The following is a 22,720-nucleotide window of genomic DNA, read 5'->3' as shown; positions in this document are numbered from 1 at the left end:
AAAAATACTCAATACCCCGCCCGCGCCAGGGCGCCACGCCCGCGCTCATGCCGCGTCCTCCAGCCGCACCAGCGCCGCGCCCGCCTCGACCTGCGCACCCGGCCCCGCCAGCACTTCAGCCACCCGGCCCGCCCGCGCCGCGACCAGCGTATGCTCCATCTTCATCGCTTCCAGAATCGCCAGCCGCGCCCCTTCCTCAACCGCATCGCCGGGGGCCACGAAAATCGCCTTCACCAGCCCCGGCATCGGCGCCAGAACCACATCCGCCCCGATCCCCGGCTCTGATGCGCGCGCGAGAGGATCGACCAGCGCCACCACGCGCGGCACAGCGCCGAAGAGGCAGACCTTGCCGCCTGCGCAAACCCCGCGCATCAGCCCCGGCGCGCCGCTGACGCGCAGCCCCCCGGCCATGGCCTCGACCGCAAGTTCCTGCCCCGCCACCGTAACCCGCGCACGGCGCGGCCCGGTCACGGCAAGCCGGATCTCCGTATCCGCAAAGGGGACCTGCTGCCAGATCGGCCCGGCATTGCTGAACCCCGCCAGCGGTGCCACGATCTCCGCAAGCCCGACCGCCAATGCCGCAGCCGCGGCCCATTCCCAGGGCGCGGGCTCCGGCTCGGCCACCAGCGCCTCCAGATCGCGCGCGATGACACCCGTATCCACATCGCCCGCACGAAACCCCTGATGACGGGCCAGCGCGCCCAGAAAGGCCAGATTGGTCACCGATCCGGCCACTTCCGTACCGCCCAGAGCCGCCTCCAACCGCCTGAGCGCGATGGCGCGCGTCGGCCCATGGGTGATGATCTTGGCGATCATCGGATCATACCAGGGGCTGATCACATCGCCCGCACGCACGCCGGTATCGGCCCGCGCGGTCGCGGGGAAATGCAGATGCTCCAGCCGCCCGGTTGCAGGCAGGAAGCCCGCAGGCACATCTTCGGCATAGAGCCGCGCCTCAAATGCATGGCCCTGTATCGACAGGGCGTCCTGTGCGCAGGGCAGCCCCTCGCCTGCCGCGACGCGCAACTGCCATTCGACCAGATCGACGCCGGTAATCGCCTCGGTCACCGGGTGCTCGACCTGCAGGCGGGTGTTCATTTCCATGAACCAGAACCCGTCGGGCCGGAGCCCATGGCTGCCATCGACGATGAATTCGACCGTGCCTGCGCCCTTGTAGCCGATGGCTTTCGCCGCGCGGACTGCCGCCTGCCCCATGGCCGTGCGCATCTCCTCAGTCATGCCCGGCGCAGGCGCTTCCTCGATCACCTTCTGATGTCGGCGCTGCAGCGAACAATCGCGCTCGAAAAGATGCACCGCCTCCACCCCATCACCAAAGACCTGCAGCTCGATATGGCGCGGCTTGGTGATGTATTTCTCGATCAGGACAGCCTCATTGCCAAAGGCCGTGGCGGCCTCGCCCTTGGCACTGGCCAGCGCGTCCATGAAATCCGAGGGGCGCTCCACAAGCCGCATCCCCTTGCCCCCGCCCCCGGCCACCGCCTTGATCAGCACCGGATAGCCGATGGCGTCAGCCGCCCCGGCCAGATGCTCGGCATCCTGATTGCTGCCGTGATAGCCCGGCACCACCGGCACGCCTGCCTCCTGCATCAGGGCTTTCGCCGCGTCCTTCAGCCCCATCGCGCGGATGGCCTTGGCCGAGGGGCCGATAAACACGAGCCCCGCAGCCTCGACCGCGTCGACGAAATCGGGATTCTCCGACAGGAACCCATAGCCCGGATGGATCGCCTGCGCGCCCCTGTCCTGAGCGGCCCGGATGATCACATCCCCGCGCAGATAACTTTCGCGCGGCGCAGGGCCTCCGATCATGACCGCCTCATCCGCCATGGCGACATGCATTGCGTGGCTATCCGCTTCCGAATGGACCGCGACCGTGCGCAGGCCCATGGCGCGCGCGGTGCGGATGATCCGGCAGGCGATCTCACCGCGATTGGCAATCAGGATCTTGTCGAACATGGCTTCGCACTCTCTTCGCCAGAAGGGGGGCGCTGCCCCCCATCGCCTCGCGGCGATCCCCCCCGGAGTATTTCCGGCAAGATGAAACTGAAATCGTTTTTCATCTTGCGAAAAATCCTCCGCTGTTTCACATCCGGAACACACCGAAGCGTGTTTCCCCCACCGGCGCGCAATGCGCGGCACTCAGCGACAGGCCCAGCACCTGCCGCGACTGGCGCGGATCGATCACTCCATCATCCCAGAGCCGCGCCGAGGCATAAAGCGGGTGCGACTGGCGCTCGAACATCTCGATCGTCGGGCGCTTGAAGGCATCCTCTTCCTCGGCGCTCCAGCCCTGCCCGGCCCGTTCCATCGCGTCGCGTTTGACAGTCGCCAGCACCCCTGCCGCCTGCGCGCCGCCCATGACCGAGATCCGGCTGTTGGGCCAGGTCCAGAGAAAACGCGGTGCATAGGCCCGCCCTGCCATGCCGTAATTGCCCGCGCCGAAACTGCCGCCCACAAGCATCGTGATCTTCGGCACCGCGGTGGTGGCGACGGCGGTCACCATCTTGGCGCCGTGCCGCGCGATGCCTTCATTCTCGTATTTCCGGCCCACCATGAAGCCGGTGATATTCTGCAAGAACAGCAGCGGGATGCGGCGCTGCGAACAGAGTTCGATGAAATGCGCGCCCTTCACCGCGGCTTCCGAGAACAGAACGCCATTATTCGCGACAATTCCCACAGGCCAGCCCATGACCTGCGCGAAACCCGTGACCAGTGTCTCGCCGAAGCGCGGCTTGAACTCGTCAAAGCGCGAGCCATCGACCAGCCGCGCGATCACCTCGCGAATGTCATAGGGCATGCGCAGATCGGCGGGCACGACACCGAGGATTTCCTCGGGATCATAGGCCGGATCCTCGATGGCGTTCTGTAGGGTGTGGGCTTTGCCCGCACCACTGGCGAGGCTCTCAACGGCGCGCCGCGCAAGGGCCAGCGCATGGGCGTCATCCTCGGCCAGATAATCCGCCACGCCCGACAGGCGTGTATGCACATCGCCGCCGCCCAGATCCTCGGCGCTCACGACCTCGCCGGTCGCGGCCTTCACCAGTGGCGGCCCGGCGAGAAAGATCGTGCCCTGATCCCGCACTATGATCGTCACATCCGACATGGCGGGCACATAGGCCCCGCCTGCCGTGCACGATCCCATCACCACCGCGATCTGGGCAATGCCTTTGGCCGACATCTGCGCCTGATTGTAGAAAATCCGCCCGAAATGGTCGCGGTCGGGAAAGACCTCATCCTGATTGGGCAGGTTCGCGCCGCCCGAATCCACCAGATAGATACAGGGCAGATGGTTTTCCTCGGCAATCTCCTGCGCGCGCAGATGCTTCTTGACGGTCATCGGGTAATAGGTGCCGCCCTTCACGGTCGCGTCATTGCAGACAACCATGCAAAGCCGCCCCGAGACCAGCCCGATCCCGGCAATCACCCCCGCACAGGGCGCCGCGCTGTCATAGAGCCCGTGTGCCGCCGTGCTGCCGACTTCCAAAAAGGGCGAGCCGGGATCGAGCAGGTTGGCCACCCGGTCGCGCGGCAGCAACTTGCCGCGCGCGACATGGCGGGCACGCGCCTTCTCGCCGCCGCCCGCGCGGGCCAGCGCCTGCGCTTCCGTGATTTCGGCCAGCGCCGAAAGATGCGCGTCCCGATTGGCGCGGAACTGGTCGGATCCGGTGAGGATGGAAGATGTGAGTTTCATGGACGGATCACCCCATCGCCCCCATCAACTCCCGCCCGACCAGCATGCGGCGGATCTCCGAGGTGCCCGCACCGATCTCCATCAGCTTCGCATCGCGGAACAGACGGCTGACGGCGCTGTCATTCATGAACCCCGCGCCCCCCATCGCCTGAACCGCCTGATGCGCCTGTTTCATCGCCTCCTCCGACGCATAAAGCACGCAGGCCGCGGCATCCGCGCGCGTGACCTCGCCCCGGTCGCAGGCTTTCGCAACCTCATAGACATAGGCACGGGCCGAGTTCATCGCCGTGTACATATCCGCGATCTTGCCCTGCATCAGCTGGAACGACCCAATCGGCTGACCGAATTGATGGCGGTCGCGCAAATAGGGCATCACCTCGTCGAGACAGGCGGCCATGATGCCCGTGCCGATGCCCGAGAGCACCACGCGCTCGTAATCCAGCCCCGACATCAGCACGCGCACCCCGCGCCCTTCCTCGCCCAGCACATTCTCGAAGGGCACTTCGACATCCTCAAACACCAGTTCGGCGGTGTTCGAGCCACGCATGCCCAGCTTGTCGAAATGAGGGCTTGTCGAGAACCCGGTCATGGATTTCTCGATCAGGAATGCCGTGATCCCCTTGGAGCCCGCCGCCGGGTCGGTCTTGGCATAGACCACCAGCACATCGGCATCCGGTCCGTTGGTGATCCAGTATTTCGTGCCATTCAGCACGAAACGGTCGTTCCTTTTCTCGGCGCGCAGCTTCATGCCCACGACATCCGAGCCCGCGCCCGCCTCCGACATGGCCAGCGCGCCGACATGCTCGCCCGAGATCAGTTTCGGCAGGTAGCGCGCGCGCTGGCCATCCGTGCCGTTCAGCTTGATCTGGTTCACGCAAAGATTGCTATGCGCGCCGTAAGAGAGCGAGACCGAGGCCGAGGCGCGCGCGATTTCCTCGACCGCGATCACATGCGCGAGATAGCCCATGCCTGCGCCGCCGAAGTCTTCCGGCACGGTGATGCCCAGAAGCCCCAACTCGCCCATTTCGCGCCACAGCTCATGCGGGAAATGGTTGGTCCGGTCCACCTCTGCCGCCATGGGTTTGACGCGCTCCTGCGCCCATCGATGCACCATCTCGCGCAGCGCATTCACATCCTCGCCCAGATCAAACCGCATGGATGCTGTGAACATGGGGCGCAACCCTCCCAAAAACTGAACGCTTGTTCATTTAATACGCGACAGGTTCCGGTCGCGTCAAATGATTCCCGTTCAGTTTAGCGCAAACAGGAAGGATTGCACCTGCCCGAAACCTGACGCATGGTGCGGCGCAAAACCCGGATCAGGAGACAGAACAATGGCGCGCAAGATCATTATCGACACGGACCCCGGACAGGATGACGCTGTGGCGATCCTGCTCGCGCTGGCCTCGCCGGAACTCGATCTGCTCGGGATCACCTGTGTGGCGGGCAATGTGCCGCTGGAGATGACCGCAAAGAATGCGCGGATCATCTGCGAACTGGCGAACCGGCCCGAAACACGGGTCTTTGCGGGCTGCGATGCGCCGATGTCGCGCAAGCTGGTCACGGCAGAGCATGTGCATGGCAAGACCGGGCTGGACGGGATCACCCTGCCCGATCCGGTCATGGAGTTGCAGGACCAGCATGCGGTCGATTTCCTGATCGAGACGCTGCGCGCGGAACCCGAAGGCACGGTCACGCTGGTGCCGATCGGGCCCTTGACCAATATCGCGACGGCCATGGAGCGGGCCCCCGATATCATCCCGCGGATTCAGGAAATCGTGCTGATGGGGGGCGGCTGTTTCGAGGGCGGCAACATCACCCCGGCGGCGGAGTTCAACATCTATGTCGATCCCGAAGCCGCGAAACTGGTCTTTGGTGCGGGCGTGCCGCTGGTGGTCATGCCGCTCGATGTGACGCATAAGGCGCTGACCTCGCGCGCGCGGGTCGAGGCGTTCCGAAATGCGGGCCGCGTCGGCCCGGCGGTCGCAAGCTGGACCGATTTCTTCGAGCGTTTCGACAAGGAGAAATACGGATCCGAAGGCGCGCCGCTGCATGACCCCTGCACGATTGCCTATCTGCTGCAGCCCGAGCTGTTCACCGGCCGCCATATCAATGTCGAGATCGAGACCGGCTCGGACCTGACGCTTGGCATGACCGTCGCCGACTGGTGGCGCGTCTCTGGCCGCGCGCCCAATGCGACCTTCATGGGCGGGATTGACGATGACGGGTTTTTCACCCTGCTGACCGAGCGGCTGGCGCGGCTGTAACCCGGCGGGGCTATTCGAACTCGTCCTCGACCTCGACCCCCCAGAGATGGCGCTTCTCGGCCCAGCCGCGCGCGCCATCCACCTCCAGTCGGCACCAGTCGCGCTGGCATTCGCGCAGCCGCGCGATCACACCGCGTTCCAGCAGGGCGGTCTGCGCGCTGTTAAGGTCAGGCCGCTGGAAAAGCTGGGTCATGTCGGTCTGCACCAGCACCGTGCGCAGCCCCGACAGCAGCGCGTAATGCATCCAGCCGCCCTGGCCCTCGACATCCTCGACCCGGCGCCAATGTTCGAATTCGGCGGTCACGCGCAGGGGAATGTCGCGCCTCGTATACACCCAGTCGATGCGATGGGTGGTATCCGGGCCGCGCCGCGCATTGGCCTCATTGGCTTTCAGAGACACATAGCGCGGGATGGGCAGATTGGTCACGGGACCACGGTCGAGATCCTGCGCAAAGGCCGGACCAGCGCCGAGAAGAGCCAGCAAGGCCAGCTTCCAGAATATCTGTCGTCTCATATGCCTGCCTGTCCCGTTCTGCCGGGAATCTTTGGTTTTCTTGCACTTGCCTCGTCCCCGCGCCAGATCGACGCTTGTGGATCGTCGCGAGTGCTGGCACTTTGCCTCAAAGGCCCAGACTTGCAAAGAGGTGAGACACGGATCATGCCCAATAAACGCCTGAGTGTTGTCGTCACGCGACGCCTGCCCGATGTGGTCGAAACCCGGATGACCGAGCTTTTCGATGTCACCCTGCGCGACAGTGATACACCGATGAGCCGCGAGGAACTTGTCGATGCGATGCGCCGCAGCGATATTCTGGTGCCGACGATCACCGATGATATTGACGCGAGCCTGCTGACACAGGCCGGGGACCGGCTGAAGCTGATCGCGAATTTCGGCGCGGGCGTCGATCATATCGATGTGCATACTGCGCGCCAGCGCGGCATTCTTGTCTCGAACACCCCTGGCGTGCTGACCGAGGACACCGCCGATATGGCGCTGGCGCTGATGCTCGCTGTCACACGCAAGATCCCGCAGGGGCTGGCCGAGATGCAGGCCGATCAATGGCGCGGATGGTCGCCGATGGCGCATCTGGGCACCCGGATCGGCGGCAAGCGGCTTGGCATTCTGGGCATGGGGCGGATCGGGCAGGCCGTGGCGCGGCGCGCGCGGGCTTTCGGGATGCAGGTGCATTACCACAATCGCCGCCGCCTGCGCCCCGAGGTGGAAGAGGCGCTGGAGGCGACCTATTGGGAAAGCCTTGACCAGATGATCGCACGGATGGACGTGATTTCGGTCAATTGCCCGCATACGCCTTCGACCTTTCATCTGCTGAATGCGCGGCGGCTGAAACTGCTGAAACCCTCGGCGGTGATCGTGAACACCTCGCGCGGGGAAGTGATCGACGAGAATGCGCTTACACGCGGGTTGCGCGCGGGCGAGATCGCGGGCGCGGGGCTGGATGTGTTCGAGCGCGGGCATTCGGTCAATCCACGGCTGCGGGAATTGCCCAATGTCGTGCTTCTGCCGCATATGGGTTCGGCCACGCTGGAAGGCCGGATCGAGATGGGCGAGAAGGTGATCGTGAATATCAAGACCTTCGCGGATGGCCACCGCCCGCCCGATCAGGTCTTGCCCTCGATGCTGTGACAGCACGGCGCGCGGATGAGACGCGCGCCTGTTCCTTTTGCCGCCGATATCGGCCAGCGGAACTGCCGGTCAACCGGTCCCCGACAGGTCCGAGGCAGCATCGGACAAGTCGAGCCAAAGCCGCGCCAGCGCCGCCTCGGGCGTCTCGACCCCGCCATTCTCGACCCCGGCCCGCCAGAGCGCGGCACCGGCAGCATAGGCACCGGGCATCAACCCGCCGGTCTCGCACTGGCTGACGGCGCGGATGCGGCAGCCACGCGCCACGGCATCCGCCAGCACCGTCTCCAGCGCCGGATCGGACATGATCGTGCCCGCCCCGAAGACGCGCAGCACGGCGCCATCCAGTTCTGCAAGCGCGGCTGCAACAGCCGCAGCGGGCAGGCCCGGCGACAGGGTGAGGATGGCCAGCCGAAGCGGCGCGAAGCGACGCAGGCGAAAGCGCTCAGGCAGGGGGGCTTGCGGGACCGAACGAAACGCATCCGCGCCCTGTGAATCGTGCTTGATCAGGCCCGCCGCAGGCAGCAACCGCCCGGCGAAAGCCAGCCAGACGCCGGGTGCGGCGCTGTGCACGGCCTGCAGGGCGAGTGCCAGATTGCCCTCGGCATCCCCGCCGGTATTCAGCGGCTGCATTGATCCACAGAGCACGACCGGGCAGCGCAACCCGGCCAGCGCCTGCGCCAGAGCCGCGCCGGTAAAGGCCATTGTATCGGTGCCATGGGTGATGATCACCCCGGCACCCTGAAAGGCGGCGATCCGGTCGATCAGCCGGTTCCAATAGGCGGGGCCCATCTCGGCGCTGTCCACCAGCGGGTCGAAAACCTCGACCGAAAGCGTCGCTTCCGTTCCTGCAAGCTGTTGCAGTGCCTGCTCCAGCAGACCGTCCGCGGGGGTCAGCCCGTCGGGCCCCGCCACCATGCCGATGGTGCCCCCAGTGTGAAGGATCAGAATCCTGCTCATGTTTTCCTTCCGCCAGCGATCAGAGCGTCCGCATCCCGACCACCGGTTCTGCAATGCTCCTGATGCGTCTTGCCAGTTTCAAACTGGCCGATCAATGGCAGTTCTGCGCGAAGGCACAACGGGGCGGCGCGTCGGTCCGGGCCGGAAATGGAGGGGCGCAGATTTGCACATCAATGCGAAGATCCCGCCGCCGCTTCGCCAGCCTCATTACGGGCTATGGTAAAGACCGGCTCCATCCGGGCCAGAATATCATCAGCAAGATGGCATTTGATCTGATGCCCGCCCGCCAGATTGCGCATCGGCGGCACTTCGGTCTCGCACAGGTTCCCCGGCACCTCGGATTTCCAGCGGCACCGGGTCTGGAACGGGCAGCCCGGCGGCGGGTTCATGGCCGAGGGAATATCTCCTTCCAGCACGATCCGCTTCTTGACCACCGAGGTATCCGCGACCGGGACCGCCGACAACAGCGCTTCGGTATAGGGATGATAGGGCGGCGCGAAGACCTGATCGGTCGTGCCAAGCTCGACCACATGCCCCAGATACATGACCATCACCCGATCCGACAGGTAGCGTACAATCGACAGATCATGGCTGATGAAGAGAAGCGTCGTACCATTCTTGCGCTGGATATCCATCAAGAGTTCGGTCACCGCCGCCTGCACCGAGACATCAAGCGCCGAGACCGGCTCGTCGGCCACCACCACCTTGGCATCCCCGGCAAAGGCCCGCGCAATGCCCACGCGCTGCTTCTGACCACCGGATAACTGGCGCGGCATGCGGGTGGCGAAGGCACGCGGCAGTTTGACCAGATCCAGCAGTTCCAGCATCCGCTGCTCGCGCTCTGACGTGGTTTTGCCGACCTTGAAGATTTCGAGCGCGCGGACGATCTGCGCGCCCACCGTCATCGAGGGGTTGAGCGTGTCGAACGGGTTCTGGAACACCATCTGCAGGGTGGAAACGGTATCGGTGTTGCGGTGCTGGATCGGGGTGGATTGCACATTCTCGTCAAAGAGCATGATCTTGCCCGAGGTCGCTGTCTCCAGCCCCATCAACACCTTGGCGAAAGTCGATTTACCGCAACCGGATTCGCCGACGATGGCCAGCGTCTCGCCCTCGCGCGCATCGAAACTGAGCGTTTCATTGGCCTTGACCACCTTGGGATCGCCGCCCGAAAACAGGCTGGAGGCCGCGACCTCGTAATATTTGCGCAGATCGTCCATTTTCAGGACCACCTCGCCGATGGGCGTTGCGGCCCTTTCCCTGTCGGAACTCCAGGCCGCGTCCCAGTCGATCTGATCCACGCGCAGGCAGCGGCTGCCGTGACGGTCATCGCCCGCGATCCCCAGCATGGGGATCTCCTGCGCATCGCACAGACCTTGCTGGAAATAATCGCAGCGCGGGCCGAAATTGCAGCCTTTCGGGCGCTCATGCGGCAGCGGGAAATTGCCCGGGATCGCGCGCAGGGGGCGCGAGCCCTTGTCGGCGCTGGGCAAGGGAATGGCGCGGAACAGCGCCTGCGTATAGGGATGGCGCATGCGGTTGAACACATCGCGGATGGCACCGGTCTCGACCGCCTCGCCGGAATACATGACGCAAAGCCGGTTGCAGGTCTCCATCACCAGCCCGAGATTATGGCTGATAAACAGCATCGAAGTGCCATATTTGCGGCCCAGATCCTTGACCAGATCGACGATCCCCGCCTCGACCGTCACATCGAGCGCGGTGGTCGGCTCGTCAAGGATCAGAAGCGCAGGGTTGGCCATCAGCGCCATGGCGATGACGATGCGCTGCTGCTGGCCGCCCGAAAGCTGGTGCGGATAGGCATCAAGGATGCGGTCGGGATCGGGCAGCCGCACATCGGCGACAAGCTGGCGCGCGCGGGCGCGGGCCTCGGTCGCCTGCATCTTCTGATGGATCATCGGCACTTCCATCAGTTGCCGCCCGATCTTCATCGCCGGGTTCAGGCTGGCCATGGGTTCCTGATAGATCATGGCGATTTCCGAGCCGCGGATTTTCGCGAGTTCCGCCGCGCTCATCGTATTCAGATCGCGTCCCTTGAACCTGATGGTGCCACCGGTGATGCGTCCATTCACGCCCAGATCCTGCATCACCCCCAAGGCAACCGTGGATTTGCCGCAGCCGGATTCGCCTACGAGCCCCATCGCCTCGCCCGGCATGACCGTGCAGGAGAAATCCATCACGGCGGGGATTTCGCCGCCGCGCGTGAAGAAAGAGATCGAGAGCTTGTCGATCTCCAAGATGGGTTTGGATTTGTCCCAATCGGTCATCTGGTGCGCTCCTTGATTGAGGGCAGAAGCGGGGGTTTCACACCCCCGCACCCCCGTGGAGTATTTCTGGCAAGAAAATGAACATCAGTCTTTCAAACTCTCTTCGCGCAGCCCGTCGGCCAGCAGGTTGAGGCCCAGAACCAGCGACATCAGGGCCAATGCGGGCGCAAGGGCGGCGTGCGGGTAGACCGTCAGCAAGCGGCGGCCCTGATTGATGGTGGACCCCCAGTCGGGGCTCTCGGGCGCGACACCGAGGCCGAAAAAGCCGAGCGTGCCCAGAAGGATGGTCGTATAGCCGATGCGCAGGCAGAAATCGACGATCAGCGGCCCGCGCGCATTGGGCAGGATTTCCCAGAGCATGATATACCACGGCCCCTCGCCCCGCGTCTGGGCGGCGGACACATAATCGCGGGTGCGGATATCCATGGTGATGCCGCGCACGATGCGGAACACCGTCGGCGCATTGACGAAGACCACGGCGACAAAGACATTCAGAAGGTTCGGCGACATGCCCCAGATGCCGAAAGGATCGGCATTGAAGGCCAGCCCCGAATAGGCCCAGAGCCCGATCACCAGCACCGCGCCGACATAGAGATTGCGCTTCAGCGGTTGGGTGAAGAAACGCGCATTCAGGAGCACGGTGAAAAACAGCACCGGCATCAGAAAAAGGATCCCCGCCATGACGCGCGGGATGGCTGTGTTCTGGATTTCCGGCGCGACCAGCAGGAAGAACAAGAGGATCACCGGGAAGGCCAGCACCAGATTGGCCACAAAAGTCAGGCCCGTATCCAGCCTGCCGCCGATATAGCCTGCGGGCAGGCCAAGGGAGATGCCGATCATGAAGGAAATCATTGCCGCGAAAGGCGCGATGCGCAGCACTTCGCGCGCGCCGATGATCATGCGCGAGAACACATCGCGCGCCAGCGCGTCGCCGCCCAGAAGGAACACCTCATACCCGCCTGCGGGATCGCGCAAGGGAGTGCCGGGGGTCGCGTTGCGCATGCCGCTGAACTGCGCCAGCGGGTCATGGGTGATGATCATATTGGCAAAGAGCGCCGCGAAGACCCAGAACATGACCAGCGCGAAGCCGATCATACCGACGGCGGAATCAAACAGCTTGCCATAAAGGCCAAGGCGGCGCTTGAAACCGATCGAGAGCGCAAAGAGCACCAGCAGCGCCAGCCAGACCGGCAGAAGCTGCACCAACAGGCGGCCAAGAATATCGAGCCAGCTTAACGGGTCCATCATGCCCTCTCCCCTCAGGTCACGCGGATGCGCGGGTTGAGCCAGACATAGCCGATATCCGAAATGAGCTGTGTCACCAGCACCACCAGAACCGCGACGACCGAGGCCGCCAGCAGCAATTCGATATCGTTATTGGCGGCGGCCTCGAACAGGGTCCAGCCAAAGCCGGGATAGCTGAACAGCACCTCGACGATGACAACCCCGTTCAAAAGCCAGGGGATTTGCAGCATGATCACCGTGAAGGGCGCGATCAGGGCGTTCCTGAGTGCGTGGCGCAGCACGATACTCGGGAAACTCACGCCCTTGAGCCGCGCGGTGCGGATATATTGCTGGGTCATCACCTCGGTCATCGAGGCGCGGGTGATGCGTGCGACATAGCCCATGCCGTAAAGCGCGACCGTCATCACCGGCAGCGCGAAGTTCCAGAAGGTGATCCCCTCCAACGCCGAGCGGGCATTGCCCTGAAACAGCACCGGCCCCTCGATCCAGCCCCAGCTGACCAGCAGCGGCGACAGCCCCACGGTGGAGGAGGCGAGAAGTGCGATGAACACCACGCCCGAGACATATTCCGGCGTCGCAGTCGAGGCGATGGCGAAGGTCGAGAGCGTACGGTCGGTGCGCGAGCCCTCGCGCATGCCCGCCAGCACGCCCACGATGAGCGCCATCGGCACCATGACGATCAGCACCCAGAGCATGAGCATGCCGGTCGCCCCGAGCCTTGCGCCGATCACCTCGGCGACCGGGGCGCGGAACCGGGTGGAATTGCCCCAATGGCCCTGCACCAGCCCGCAGCGTTCGGGCGCGGCACCGGGGATGGTGGTGCCGGTCAGCAGATAGCAGCGCCCGGTCATGCTGCCGTCATCAAGCTGCCGCGTCCAGCCGCGCGCCACACCCAGCCATTCCCCATAACGCACCAGCATCGGCTGGTTATAGCCATTGCGGTCGAGCCAGCTTGCGACCTCGGCATCCGAGATGCGCGAGCCGGCCTGCGTCTTGGCAAGGGTTTCCAGCTTGGCGGGAATGTTGGTCAGATAGAATACGACAAATGTCAGGCACAGGGCCGTGACCAGCATCACACCGACGCGACGGGCGAGGAAGAACAGCATCCTGTCTCCTGTCTGCCAGGGCGCCTATGGGCGCGTTGGCACTGGACGCAAGGAAATAGCGCCACGGCAGTCAACGCGCCGCCGTGGCAGATCAGGCTCAGGCCAGCCCGTAATGCTGGTAGCGCACTTCAAATGTCGGGTGCATTTCCGCGTTCAGAATATTGGGACGCGCGTTGCGATAGAGCGAGCGCCAATAGGGCTGGATCAGCACGCCCTCGTCGAGCAAGATCTGCTGAAGCTGCGCCATGATTTCGCGCCGCTCGTCCGCGTCGGCAATCCCATTGGCCTCGGCCAGAAGGGTGTCAAACTCGGCATTGGCGAAACCGGTCTCATTCCAGGCCTCGCCCGAGCGATAGGCCAGATTGAGCACCTGCACCCCCAGCGGGCGCATGTTCCATTCGGTCGCGGAGAAGGGATAGTTCAGCCAGTCATTCCAGAAGGTCGCGCCCGGCAGGATGGTGCGCCGGATATTGATGCCCGCAGCCCGGATCTGGGCGGCCACGCTGTCGCAGGTCGCCGCCTGCCAGTCATCGTCAATCGAGATCAGCTCGAATTCATGACCTGCGAGCCCCTCGGCCTCGATCATGGACCTTGCCTGAGCCGGGTCGAAGACGGGGCCGGGAATTTCGGCATATTCGGGATGGATCGGGCAGACATGGTGGTTCTCGGCCAGCGTCCCGCGATCATTATAGCCAAGCTCCAGCACGATCTCGTTATTGACCGCCATCTGCAAGGCGCGGCGCACATTGACATTGTCATAGGGTGCCTGCGTCTGATTGAACCGCACGGCAATGGTTGCAGAGGTGATCGCTTCGGACTGGGGCATGCCGATCATCTCGAACAGATCGACGAAATCGCCAGTGGTCTGATAGGTCATGTCGATCTCGCCACCTTCGGCGGCAGCCATCCATGCGGCAGGATCCGTGCCCAGGTCGATAAATTCGATCCGGTCCAGCCAGGCCCCGTTGCCCTCGTTCCACCATGTATGATCGGGGTTGCGCTCGATCACCGCGCCGATGCCGGTATTGTGGCTGACCGGGCGATAGGGGCCCGTCCCGATCGGATTGGCAACCGGATCATCCCCGGTAAAGGAGGGGTGCACGACAGCCGCAGGATAATCCGCCGTGTTGACGATGATCGCGATATCGGGGCTGGACAGGTGCAGCCGGATGGTCAGGTCATCGACGATCTCGACCGCGCCCTCGCGCAGTTTGCCGTCTTCCGACAGCGCGCTCATGCGACCGGCCATCGAATTGCCCTCGACCGAGGCATCGCACCAGCGCTCGAAATTATGCGCGATATGCTCGGCGGTCAGATCGTCGCCATTGTTCCATTTCACACCGGGGCGGATGTTCAGCGTGAACTCGGTCGCATCTTCATTCGCTTCCCAGCTTTCCAGCAGCACCGGCTGGATCGAGCCGTCGCGCTCGTAGCTGACCAGATATTCCAGCCAGCCGCGGCAGACATTCGACAATTCCGACCAGTCCCATGTGCGCGGGTCGCGCTGGGCCTTGATGTCCATCTGCATCCGCAAGCTGCCCCCCATCTGCGGGGTCTGCGCGCGCGCCTGCGGTGCGGCGAGGCCCAGCAGACCATAAGCGGCGGGCGCAGTGACGCCCAGCGCCGTGGCGCGGGTCATGAACTCGCGGCGGCTGAGCCTGCCCTCGCGACACTCGCGCGCATAAAGCTTCGCCGCGCGGTGCAATTCGGTCGCCTTGCGTTTGGAATGAGTCATGAATATCTCCCTGTCTTGCTGCTGGATCTGATCGCCAGCTTCCATTCTAGAGTTATGGCATTCTGTGCAGAACATGCCCGGCTTGCGGCGTCGAGCGGTCTGAAAACGACATAATGTCGCTTTTTTGCCATCCCGTCCTGCATGATTGGGGGTCAGTCGCGCGGGGCACCTCCTTCGAAACTATTGCCGTGGACGTAATCGCAGGGGGCTTCCTGCATCTGCAGATGTAGGTCGTTTTCATCGTAATTGTGCGCCCGCGCCAGGGTTTCGTCAAAAGAAATCCCCAGACCGGGCAGATCCGGGGGCGTGACGAACCCCTCCACGACGCGCAGGGAATGCCCGATCAGCGGCAGATGGAACGCGCCGCCGGTCTGGATACATTCGATCATCAGCAGATTGGGGATCGAGGCCGCCAGATGGATATTGGCCGCCCATTCCACCGGACCTGCATAGAGATGCGGGGCAATCTGCGCGCTGAACACCTCGGCCATGGCGGCGATTTTCCTGACCTCCCATATCCCCCCTGCCCGCCCGAGCGCGGGCTGCAGGATGCTGGCCGCGCCCGCGCGCAAGACCGCGCCGAACTCGGCCTTGGTGCAGAGCCGCTCGCCCGTGGCAACGGGGATGCGCAGGGCGCGCGCCACTTCGGCCATGCCGGGAATGTCATCGGGGGGGATGGGTTCCTCGAACCAGAGCGGCTGATGGCGCTCGACCGCCGCGCCCAGCCGGATCGCGCCTGCGGGGGTGAATTGCCCATGCGTGCCCAGCAGGATATCGGCGCGGGTGCCGATCGCCGCCCGCACCGCCCCGAGAATGCGCTCGGTGACATCAATGTCGCGCATGCCCGGCTGATGCCCGCCGCGCAGCGTATAGGGGCCTGCCGGGTCCAGCTTGATCGCCGTGAACCCCTGATCCACCGCCGCAAGTGCGCTTTCCGCCTGCATCTCGGGGCTGGTCCAGAAGGCGGCTTTCTCGTGATGGGCCAGCGGATAGAGATAGGTATAGGCGCGCAGCTTCTCGTTCATGCGCCCGCCCAGAAGCGCCCAGACCGGGCGCGCGCGGGCCTTGCCCAGAATGTCCCAGCAGGCGATTTCCAGCCCCGAAAACGCCCCCATCACCGTCGGATCGGGGCGCTGGGTAAAGCCCGAGGAATAGGCGCGGCGGAACATCAGTTCCACATTCTCGGGATTCTCGCCGCGCATATGGCGCGCGAACACATCCGCGATGACGGCGCGCATCGCCTGCGCGCCCACGGCGGCGGCATAAACCTCGCCATAGCCGGTCAACCCGCATTCGGTGGTGAGCCGGGTGATGATCCAGTACCGCCCGCCCCAGCCCGGTGGCGGGGTGCCGATCACGAATATCTCCAGCCCCTCAAGTTTCATGGCGCGCCCTGCCCGAAGCTGTCGAACACGATCACATTGCGCCGCGTGCCGCCTTTGGCGGTGTCGGCAATCGCCTCGTTGATCCGCGCGAGCGGGTAGCGGTTCGAGATCAGCTCATCCAGCCTGAGCCGCCCTTGCCGGTAGAGATCGATCAGGCGCGGAATGTCCCGGCGCAGCACAGTACCGCCCATCTTCGACCCGATGAGCCGCTGTTCCTGATAGGCCACCATCATCGGGTTCAGGCGCATGTAATCTTCATTGCCCGTCATCCCTGCCATGATGATCGTTCCGCCCGGCGCGGTCAGGCCCAGCGCCTGCTCATAGGCCATGACCGCGCCTACGGTGACAAAGACATATTCCGCACCGCGCCCTCCGGTCAGAGCCAAGACCTGAGCGCGCGCATCCGGGGCCGTGGCCAGCACGCCATCCGTGGCCCCGAATTCCCGCGCCGCGTGCAGTTTCTCGGGGGCCACGTCCAGCGCGATGATCCGCCGTGCGCCTGCGATGCGCGCGCCCTGAATGGTGTTGAGCCCGACCCCGCCGGTTCCGATCACAACCGCGCTGGCCCCCGCAGGCATGGCGGCGGTGTTGAACACCGCGCCCACGCCCGTGATCACCCCGCAGGCCAGAAGGGCGGCCACATCGAGCGGTATATCCTCGGGCAGCGGCGCAAGCTGGCTGGAATCGACAACGACCTTTTCGGCAAAACCGGCGGTGTTCATGCCCTGCGTGACCGGCGTTCCATCGGGCAGGGACAGGGGCGAGGCTGCGGTGCCAGCGGTTTCGCAGAGCATCGGGCGCCCGTCCGAACAGCAGGCGCAGGTGCCGCAGGCGCGGATCAGCGTGACCAGCACGCGCTGCCCGATCCGATACGCGCTGCCCCCCTCGCCCAGAGCGCTGACAAAACCCGCCGCCTCATGCCCATAGACCGCCGGAAGCGCGCCGCCCCATGCCCCTTCGATGAAATGCAGGTCGGAATGGCAGATCGCGCAGGCGGCGAGCGTGACCTCGACCTCGCCCCTGCGGGGTGGGGCAAGCATGAGCTCGGTGATTTCAAGCGGGGCGTTGAAACGGGTGCAGAGCGCGGCTTTCATGGTGCGACCTTTAAGGGGGGGGGGGACGGGCCTCTCGGCCCGTTGCCTCCGGCGGGAGTATTTTTCAGCAAGAAAATGTCAGCTTCGCATGCGCGTGCCTGCCGGGTCAAAGGGTGGATCAAGCGCGATACGGGCAGGACGGAGCTGACCCATGATTTCGACTTTGAACAGGTCCGTGTCGGGACGATGTGCCAGCGCGGCGGGGATATAGCCCTGCGCCAGTGACAGGCCGACATGATGGCCATAGCCGCCCGAGGTAACCCAGCCGATCACACGCCAGTCGCCCTCCTGCGAGGGATGCGGTCTGCTCAGCGCGCGCCCTGCCGCGTCGAAACGCGCGGGGCCGTAGCTGTGCGGTGGCGTGATCGTGCCGTAGTCCTGCGAGACCCGCGCCCAGATCGGTTCATCGGCGATGGCATCGGCACTGCCCGCATCAATGATCAGCGAGACGCGGCGCAGACGGGGGCCGGTCTCGCGTTCTTGCAGCGCGGCGTCGCGGCCGATGAAGCCGGGCTTGTCATAGGCGACAAAGCGCTCCATCGCGGCTTCCATCGGGCCATAGATGGGCCTGAGTTCGGCAAACCATGTCGGGAAGTTCTTCTCGAAGCGCATCGACAGGAGCGCGCGCATGCCGAAATCGCGAATGCCAAGGGCGGCGCCTGCCGCCTTGATGGCAGCATAGACGCGGCGCTGATATTCCGGCGCCATCCAGATCTCATAGCCCAGATCGCCGGTATAGGTGATGCGGTTCACCATCGAGGGCGCGCCCGCCACATCCATTTCGCGATAGTCCATGAAGCGGAAACCCGCGTTGGACACATCCTCATCCGTCAGCGCCGCCAAGACCGCGCGCGCATTCGGGCCTGCGATGGACAGGCCCATCAGCCCCATGCCCAGCGCCCGGATGTCAAGGCTGCCATCCTTGGGCGCATGCCGCTCAAACCAGCGCAGGTGGTATTTCGTGGCCGCCAGCGAGCCCCAGATCAGGAACCGGTCCGGTGCCGCGCGGGCGATGGTGAAATCGCCGATCAGCTTGCCTGCATGGTTGAGCATGGGCGAGAGCACGATGCGGCCCAGCTTCGGCAGGCGGTTGGTCATCAGCCGGTCAAGAAACGCCTCTGCCCCCGGCCCCGTGACCGCGTATTTGGCGAAATTGGCGATCTCGGTCACGCCCACTCCCTCGCGCACCGCGCGCACCTCGGCGCCGACATGGGCGAAGTCATTGGAGCGATGGAAGGACAGCACGTCCTGCGCCGCATCCGCCTTGGGCGCGAACCACAAGGGCGTCTCCAGCCCCCAGCTATCGCCCATCACCGCGTGATTGTCGCGCGTCATCACATCGTAAAGCGGCGTCGTCAGATGCGGGCGGGCGGCGGGGAGTTCCTCATTCGGGAAGCGGATCGAGAAGCGGCGCGAATAATTCTCGCGCACTTTCGCATTGGTGTAGCGCAGGCTGGCCCAGTCGCCATAGCGCGCCACATCCATGCCGAAGACATCATGGCCGGGATCGCCCGTCGTCATCCAGTTGGCCAGCACCAGCCCGACCCCGCCGCCCTGAGAGAACCCCGCCATCACCGCGCAGGCCGACCAGTAATTGGTCAGCCCCTGCACCGGCCCGACCAGCGGGTTGCCATCGGGGGCAAAGGTGAAGGGGCCGTTGATGATCTGCTTGATGCCTGCGCGCTCATAGGGCGGGAAATGACGGAAACCGACCTCCAGCGAGGGCGCAAGCCGGTCGATATCGGGTTGCAGGAGTTCATGCCCGAAATCCCAGGGCGTGGTCACTGGCGACCAGGGCTTGCAGGCTTTCTCATAGGTGCCGAGCAGGATGCCCTGCCCTTCCTGCCGCGTGTAGATCTCGCCCTTGAAGTCGATCACATGGATCAACTCGCGCCCCATCGTCTGGTTGAACTCGATCACCTCGGGCATGGGTTCGGTCAAGAGATACATATGTTCCATCGCCAGAACCGGCAGTTCCAGCCCGACCATGCGCCCCAACTCGCGCGCCCAGAGTCCGCCCGCATTGACCACATGCTCGCAACCATAACTGCCGTTTTGCGTGATCACATTCCATGTGCCATCCGGGTCTTGCGTCAGTTCCGTGACCGGATTGCGCAATTCGATCTGCGCGCCCAGCATTTTAGCCGCCTTGGCATAGGCATGGGTGGTGCCCGAAGGGTCCAGATGCCCCTCGACCGGATCCCAGAGCGCGCCCACGAAATGGCGCTCATCCATCAGCGGGAACATGGCCTTGGCCTCGGAGGGGGTGATGATCTCGGTCTCCATGCCCAGGTAGCGACCACGCGCATGGGCCATGCGCAGCCAGTCCAGCCGCTCGGGGCTGTCGGCCATCTGCACGCCCCCCACCAGATGCAGCCCGCAGGACTGGCCGGTCATCTTCTCCAACTCATCATAGAGCGAGATCGTATAGGCCTGCAGCCGCGCCACATTGGGATCGCCATTGAGCGTGTGAAACCCGCCCGCCGCATGCCATGTGGACCCGGAGGTGAGTTCCGAGCGTTCGATCAGCAGCACATCGCGCCATCCCGCCTTGGCCAGATGATAGAGCACCGAACAGCCGACGACACCCCCGCCGATGACAATGGCACGATAGGTCCGGGTCATGGGATTTCCTCGCATTCGGTCTCGGGCAGCGCCACGGCCCCGGTCGCGACCAGCGCAGCCGACAGGCGCTGGCGCAAATCACGCGAGGTCCCGCGCGCCGTGATATAGGGAAGGCCCATGCGCAAGGCGGTCCAGCCGGTGGCGATCAGGTCGCGCGCCATTGGCTCATGCGCGCGCGCCAGCGCCCATGTGCGGCAGTCGATTGCGGCGAAATCGGCCTTGCCCGCTGCGACCGCGCGGATCGAGGCGCGATGGCTGCCCGTGAGGAGCGCATGCGCGGCTAGATCGCGCAGCCCTGCATCCACGGCGAGCGCCAGACAGCCCGAGAGCGACAGCGGGCTGTTGATCGCTGCGCGCAAGCTGCCCAGCCCCTGCGGCAGGCAGGCCCCCTCATGGCTGGGCGGCGGCAGGGGTGTGCCGCTGCGCATGACGATGACCGAGCGGTAACAGACCCCCTGCCCGCCCGCCACATCGCTGTAATCGGCTTGCGCCAGAACATGCACATGGTCTTGCAGGCCCGCGCGCATCGGCCCCCAGCAGGTCTGACCCAGCACCAGCCCCGGATAGCGCCACAGCGCCTGCAGCGCGCGCTCCGAGGCGGGCCGCGTCAGCCTTGCGGGCAATTCGGGCACGCGCAGGCGCAGGGCGGCGAGCAAGGCATCGGTCTGCGGCCGCAGTTCCGGCCAGTCATACATGGGCAGCGTTGCGAGCCTGCTCATGCGGCGCGCCCGTCAAGCGGCAGTTGCGCGGCGGCGGGTGGTGGCATGCCCTCGGGCTGCAGCGCGATCACCTGATGCAGGACCGGATGGACCACCGGTTCTTTCGGGCGCAGCGCATGGGCACGGAACAATTGCCAGTAGCTGCGATAGACATAGCCGTGATTGAGCGCCCGCCAGTACTCGCGGCGCGTGTGATAGAGGCGCGGGAGCGCATACCAGGGTGCTGCCGGGATCTGATGATGCACGATATGCAGATTGTTGTTCAGAAACAGCCAGGACAGGGGCGAGCGTTCGACAATGATCGTCCGGCCCTCGGGCGCGTCATGCCAGCGATGTTCGGCATAGGTGCGGATCGCGATCAGCGAGAGCGATGGCCAGACCACCGCGACACAATAGAGCCAGAGCGGGATCCCGAAGGCCCAGAGCAGGGCGAGCACGGGGGCAAGACCAAGAAGATGCAGCCCCCAGCCCCGCCGCACGCCCGGCGCATTGGTGTGACACAGCCGCGCCTCCTGCGCCAGAAACCCGGTCGCGCCGAGAACCGGCCCCAGCAGGATACGGCCGATCATGGTGTTGTTCACGACCAGAATCCCCTGCAGCCAGCGCGGCATCCGGGCATGCGCCCAGGCCGCCTTGTAATAGCTTTCGGGATCTTCGATCGGATCGGTCAGGCGCGCATCATGATGATGCGCCAGATGCGTGGCCCGGTAGCGGCGATAGGGATAGATCAGGGATAGTGGCACAGTGACCAGCGCCTCGTTCACCAGCCGGTTGCGGGTCGGATGTCCATGCAGGTTTTCATGCACAAGCGAGGAATGCAGCGCCGACATCAGTGCCATCAGCGCGAGGGCCAGCACGGGCGAGTTCGGCCAGAGCACGGCGCCAGCCAGCCCCCAAAGCCCGTAACAGGCGAAAATCAGGCCAAGCGTCGGCCATTCGATGCGGTGCAAGCTGCTCTCCCATGTCCCATATCCTCTTAGCCTGTCCGCAAAGCCCGCGCGCGGCAATGCGAGTGTTCTCGTCACTCTTCAAGACGATTGTCGCCTATGAAAAAATATGCTTACTAAACACATCATATGTCTCGGGGTGTCTACATGCGCAAACGTGAATCCTCGGCCCTGTTCCGCACGCGCCTGCTGCAATTGCTGAGCCAATCCGGCCTCACGCAAGCGCGCTTTGCGAGCGCCATCGGCATTGACCGCTCTGCCCTGTCGCAGCTTCTGACCGGCCCCGATCCGCGCCTGCCGCGCGCGGAAACGCTGCTCTCCATTGCCGGGCAGTTTCAGGTTTCGGTCGACTGGCTGCTGGGCCTGTCGGAAGACAGCGGCATGGTCACCCAAAGCCTGGATGCGGTCGAGACCGAAGCGGCGCTGGATGAGGAAAGCCGCACCGCGATGGAACGCTGGCATGAGGAAGCCACGGGTCAGAAGATCCGCTATGTGCCTGCGCTCTTGCCCGATCTGATGCGCACCCCCGAGATCATCGCCTTTCAGGCGCAAAGTTCAGAACAGGAGAAGCGCCGCCTTCAGGCCCAGACCCAGCGCCGGTTGCGCCTGTCTCAGGCCCCGGAAGCCGATATCGAAATGTGCATGCCCCTGCAAAGCTTCGAGATTTTCGCAGCGGGCTGTGGCGTCTGGCAGGGGCTGGCGGCCCCCGCCCGCCAGCGCCAGATCGACCATATCGCGCAGACGGTCGATGCGCTTTATCCCGCCTTCCGCATGTATCTGTTCGACGGGCGCAAGCGCTTCGCGCCGCCGATGACGCTGTTCGGCTATACCCGCGCGGCGGTCTATGCGGGCGAGGTCTATCTGCTGATCCGCTCCAAGCGTCTGATCCGTGAACTGGCGCAGGGTTTTGACGGGCATATCCGCGCGGCGGAAGTGCATGCGCATGAGGCGGCAGACTGGGTGCGGGGGTTAAGGGCGGTGTGAGGGGGCGGACACCC

17 protein-coding genes are annotated in these 22,720 nt (G+C 64.6%); 3 read left to right on the top strand and 14 right to left on the bottom strand.

Going from position 1 to position 22,720, the window contains the following annotated elements; translation table 11 throughout:
* Positions 1-45: 45 nt before the first annotated feature.
* The 3 genes from BG457_RS09515 to BG457_RS09505 form a co-directional block, all read right to left on the bottom strand.
* Entirely contained in the window at positions 46-1,974 is a 1,929-nt protein-coding gene (locus BG457_RS09515) for an acetyl-CoA carboxylase biotin carboxylase subunit (protein WP_071796920.1), read from the bottom strand.
* A 127-nt stretch (positions 1,975-2,101) separates the two neighbouring features.
* The gene (locus BG457_RS09510) at positions 2,102-3,709 is read right to left on the bottom strand and encodes a carboxyl transferase domain-containing protein (RefSeq protein WP_071796919.1); all 1,608 of its coding nucleotides are present in this window, start codon (positions 3,707-3,709) and stop codon (positions 2,102-2,104) included.
* 7 nt (positions 3,710-3,716) lie between these two features.
* The gene (locus tag BG457_RS09505) at positions 3,717-4,880 is read right to left on the bottom strand and encodes an isovaleryl-CoA dehydrogenase (protein WP_071796918.1); all 1,164 of its coding nucleotides are present in this window, start codon (positions 4,878-4,880) and stop codon (positions 3,717-3,719) included.
* 163 nt (positions 4,881-5,043) lie between these two features.
* Between BG457_RS09505 and BG457_RS09500 the strand changes: the two genes are divergently transcribed.
* The gene (locus BG457_RS09500; protein WP_071796917.1) at positions 5,044-5,976 is read left to right on the top strand and encodes a nucleoside hydrolase; all 933 of its coding nucleotides are present in this window, start codon (positions 5,044-5,046) and stop codon (positions 5,974-5,976) included.
* A 10-nt stretch (positions 5,977-5,986) separates the two neighbouring features.
* Here BG457_RS09500 and BG457_RS09495 read toward each other — a convergent pair whose 3' ends face one another.
* The gene (locus BG457_RS09495) at positions 5,987-6,490 is read right to left on the bottom strand and encodes an SH3 domain-containing protein (RefSeq protein WP_071796916.1); all 504 of its coding nucleotides are present in this window, start codon (positions 6,488-6,490) and stop codon (positions 5,987-5,989) included.
* A gap of 144 nt (positions 6,491-6,634) precedes the next feature.
* On the opposite strand from BG457_RS09495, the gene BG457_RS09490 reads away from it, so the two are divergent.
* On the top strand, positions 6,635-7,621 hold the full coding sequence (locus tag BG457_RS09490) for a 2-hydroxyacid dehydrogenase (protein WP_071796915.1): 987 nt from the start codon (positions 6,635-6,637) through the stop codon (positions 7,619-7,621).
* Positions 7,622-7,690: 69 nt separating this feature from the next.
* Here BG457_RS09490 and BG457_RS09485 read toward each other — a convergent pair whose 3' ends face one another.
* The 10 genes from BG457_RS09485 to BG457_RS09440 all read right to left on the bottom strand — a co-directional run bounded on the left by BG457_RS09485 (position 7,691) and on the right by BG457_RS09440 (position 21,725).
* Positions 7,691-8,578 carry an asparaginase domain-containing protein gene (locus BG457_RS09485; RefSeq protein WP_071796914.1) on the bottom strand — a complete coding sequence of 296 codons (888 nt, stop codon included), beginning with the start codon at positions 8,576-8,578 and terminating at the stop codon, positions 7,691-7,693.
* A 170-nt stretch (positions 8,579-8,748) separates the two neighbouring features.
* The gene (locus tag BG457_RS09480; RefSeq protein WP_071796913.1) at positions 8,749-10,866 is read right to left on the bottom strand and encodes a dipeptide ABC transporter ATP-binding protein; all 2,118 of its coding nucleotides are present in this window, start codon (positions 10,864-10,866) and stop codon (positions 8,749-8,751) included.
* A gap of 84 nt (positions 10,867-10,950) precedes the next feature.
* Positions 10,951-12,111, bottom strand: a complete 1,161-nt coding sequence (locus BG457_RS09475; RefSeq protein WP_071797077.1) for an ABC transporter permease — start codon at positions 12,109-12,111, stop codon at positions 10,951-10,953.
* Between the two features lie 14 nt (positions 12,112-12,125).
* A complete protein-coding gene (locus BG457_RS09470) occupies positions 12,126-13,217 on the bottom strand; it encodes an ABC transporter permease (protein ID WP_071796912.1) in 1,092 nt (363 codons plus the stop codon).
* Positions 13,218-13,314: 97 nt separating this feature from the next.
* Positions 13,315-14,952 (bottom strand): ABC transporter substrate-binding protein, encoded by a 1,638-nt coding sequence (locus BG457_RS09465; RefSeq protein ID WP_071797076.1) that lies wholly within the window; start codon positions 14,950-14,952, stop codon positions 13,315-13,317.
* Positions 14,953-15,104: 152 nt separating this feature from the next.
* Positions 15,105-16,337 (bottom strand): mandelate racemase/muconate lactonizing enzyme family protein, encoded by a 1,233-nt coding sequence (locus tag BG457_RS09460; protein WP_071796911.1) that lies wholly within the window; start codon positions 16,335-16,337, stop codon positions 15,105-15,107.
* Complete coding sequence (locus BG457_RS09455) at positions 16,334-17,431, bottom strand: Zn-dependent alcohol dehydrogenase (RefSeq protein WP_071796910.1); 1,098 nt, start codon at positions 17,429-17,431, stop codon at positions 16,334-16,336. Before BG457_RS09455 ends, BG457_RS09460 begins: the two co-directional genes overlap by 4 nt.
* Positions 17,432-17,509: 78 nt before the next feature.
* Entirely contained in the window at positions 17,510-20,056 is a 2,547-nt protein-coding gene (locus BG457_RS09450; RefSeq protein WP_071796909.1) for a GcvT family protein, read from the bottom strand.
* The gene (locus tag BG457_RS09445; protein WP_071796908.1) at positions 20,053-20,775 is read right to left on the bottom strand and encodes a phosphate/phosphite/phosphonate ABC transporter substrate-binding protein; all 723 of its coding nucleotides are present in this window, start codon (positions 20,773-20,775) and stop codon (positions 20,053-20,055) included. Before BG457_RS09445 ends, BG457_RS09450 begins: the two co-directional genes overlap by 4 nt.
* Positions 20,772-21,725 carry a fatty acid desaturase gene (locus BG457_RS09440; protein ID WP_139257655.1) on the bottom strand — a complete coding sequence of 318 codons (954 nt, stop codon included), beginning with the start codon at positions 21,723-21,725 and terminating at the stop codon, positions 20,772-20,774. Before BG457_RS09440 ends, BG457_RS09445 begins: the two co-directional genes overlap by 4 nt.
* 144 nt (positions 21,726-21,869) lie before the next feature.
* On the opposite strand from BG457_RS09440, the gene BG457_RS09435 reads away from it, so the two are divergent.
* The gene (locus BG457_RS09435; RefSeq protein ID WP_071796907.1) at positions 21,870-22,706 is read left to right on the top strand and encodes a helix-turn-helix domain-containing protein; all 837 of its coding nucleotides are present in this window, start codon (positions 21,870-21,872) and stop codon (positions 22,704-22,706) included.
* The last annotated feature ends 14 nt before the right edge of the window (positions 22,707-22,720 follow it).

The sequence above is a fragment of the Natronohydrobacter thiooxidans genome, assembly GCF_001884735.1.
Lineage (GTDB): Bacteria > Pseudomonadota > Alphaproteobacteria > Rhodobacterales > Rhodobacteraceae > Roseinatronobacter > Roseinatronobacter thiooxidans_A.
This window is presented reverse-complemented; position numbering and strand designations above follow the sequence as displayed.

Coding starts and splice junctions, on each gene's coding strand:
- BG457_RS09515 (WP_071796920.1), bottom strand. CDS start 1,974: ATGTTCGACAAGATCCTGATTGCCAATCGCGGTGAGATCGCCTGCCGG.
- BG457_RS09510 (WP_071796919.1), bottom strand. CDS start 3,709: ATGAAACTCACATCTTCCATCCTCACCGGATCCGACCAGTTCCGCGCC.
- BG457_RS09505 (WP_071796918.1), bottom strand. CDS start 4,880: ATGTTCACAGCATCCATGCGGTTTGATCTGGGCGAGGATGTGAATGCG.
- BG457_RS09500 (WP_071796917.1), top strand. CDS start 5,044: ATGGCGCGCAAGATCATTATCGACACGGACCCCGGACAGGATGACGCT.
- BG457_RS09495 (WP_071796916.1), bottom strand. CDS start 6,490: ATGAGACGACAGATATTCTGGAAGCTGGCCTTGCTGGCTCTTCTCGGC.
- BG457_RS09490 (WP_071796915.1), top strand. CDS start 6,635: ATGCCCAATAAACGCCTGAGTGTTGTCGTCACGCGACGCCTGCCCGAT.
- BG457_RS09485 (WP_071796914.1), bottom strand. CDS start 8,578: ATGAGCAGGATTCTGATCCTTCACACTGGGGGCACCATCGGCATGGTG.
- BG457_RS09480 (WP_071796913.1), bottom strand. CDS start 10,866: ATGACCGATTGGGACAAATCCAAACCCATCTTGGAGATCGACAAGCTC.
- BG457_RS09475 (WP_071797077.1), bottom strand. CDS start 12,111: ATGGACCCGTTAAGCTGGCTCGATATTCTTGGCCGCCTGTTGGTGCAG.
- BG457_RS09470 (WP_071796912.1), bottom strand. CDS start 13,217: ATGCTGTTCTTCCTCGCCCGTCGCGTCGGTGTGATGCTGGTCACGGCC.
- BG457_RS09465 (WP_071797076.1), bottom strand. CDS start 14,952: ATGACTCATTCCAAACGCAAGGCGACCGAATTGCACCGCGCGGCGAAG.
- BG457_RS09460 (WP_071796911.1), bottom strand. CDS start 16,337: ATGAAACTTGAGGGGCTGGAGATATTCGTGATCGGCACCCCGCCACCG.
- BG457_RS09455 (WP_071796910.1), bottom strand. CDS start 17,431: ATGAAAGCCGCGCTCTGCACCCGTTTCAACGCCCCGCTTGAAATCACC.
- BG457_RS09450 (WP_071796909.1), bottom strand. CDS start 20,056: ATGACCCGGACCTATCGTGCCATTGTCATCGGCGGGGGTGTCGTCGGC.
- BG457_RS09445 (WP_071796908.1), bottom strand. CDS start 20,775: ATGAGCAGGCTCGCAACGCTGCCCATGTATGACTGGCCGGAACTGCGG.
- BG457_RS09435 (WP_071796907.1), top strand. CDS start 21,870: ATGCGCAAACGTGAATCCTCGGCCCTGTTCCGCACGCGCCTGCTGCAA.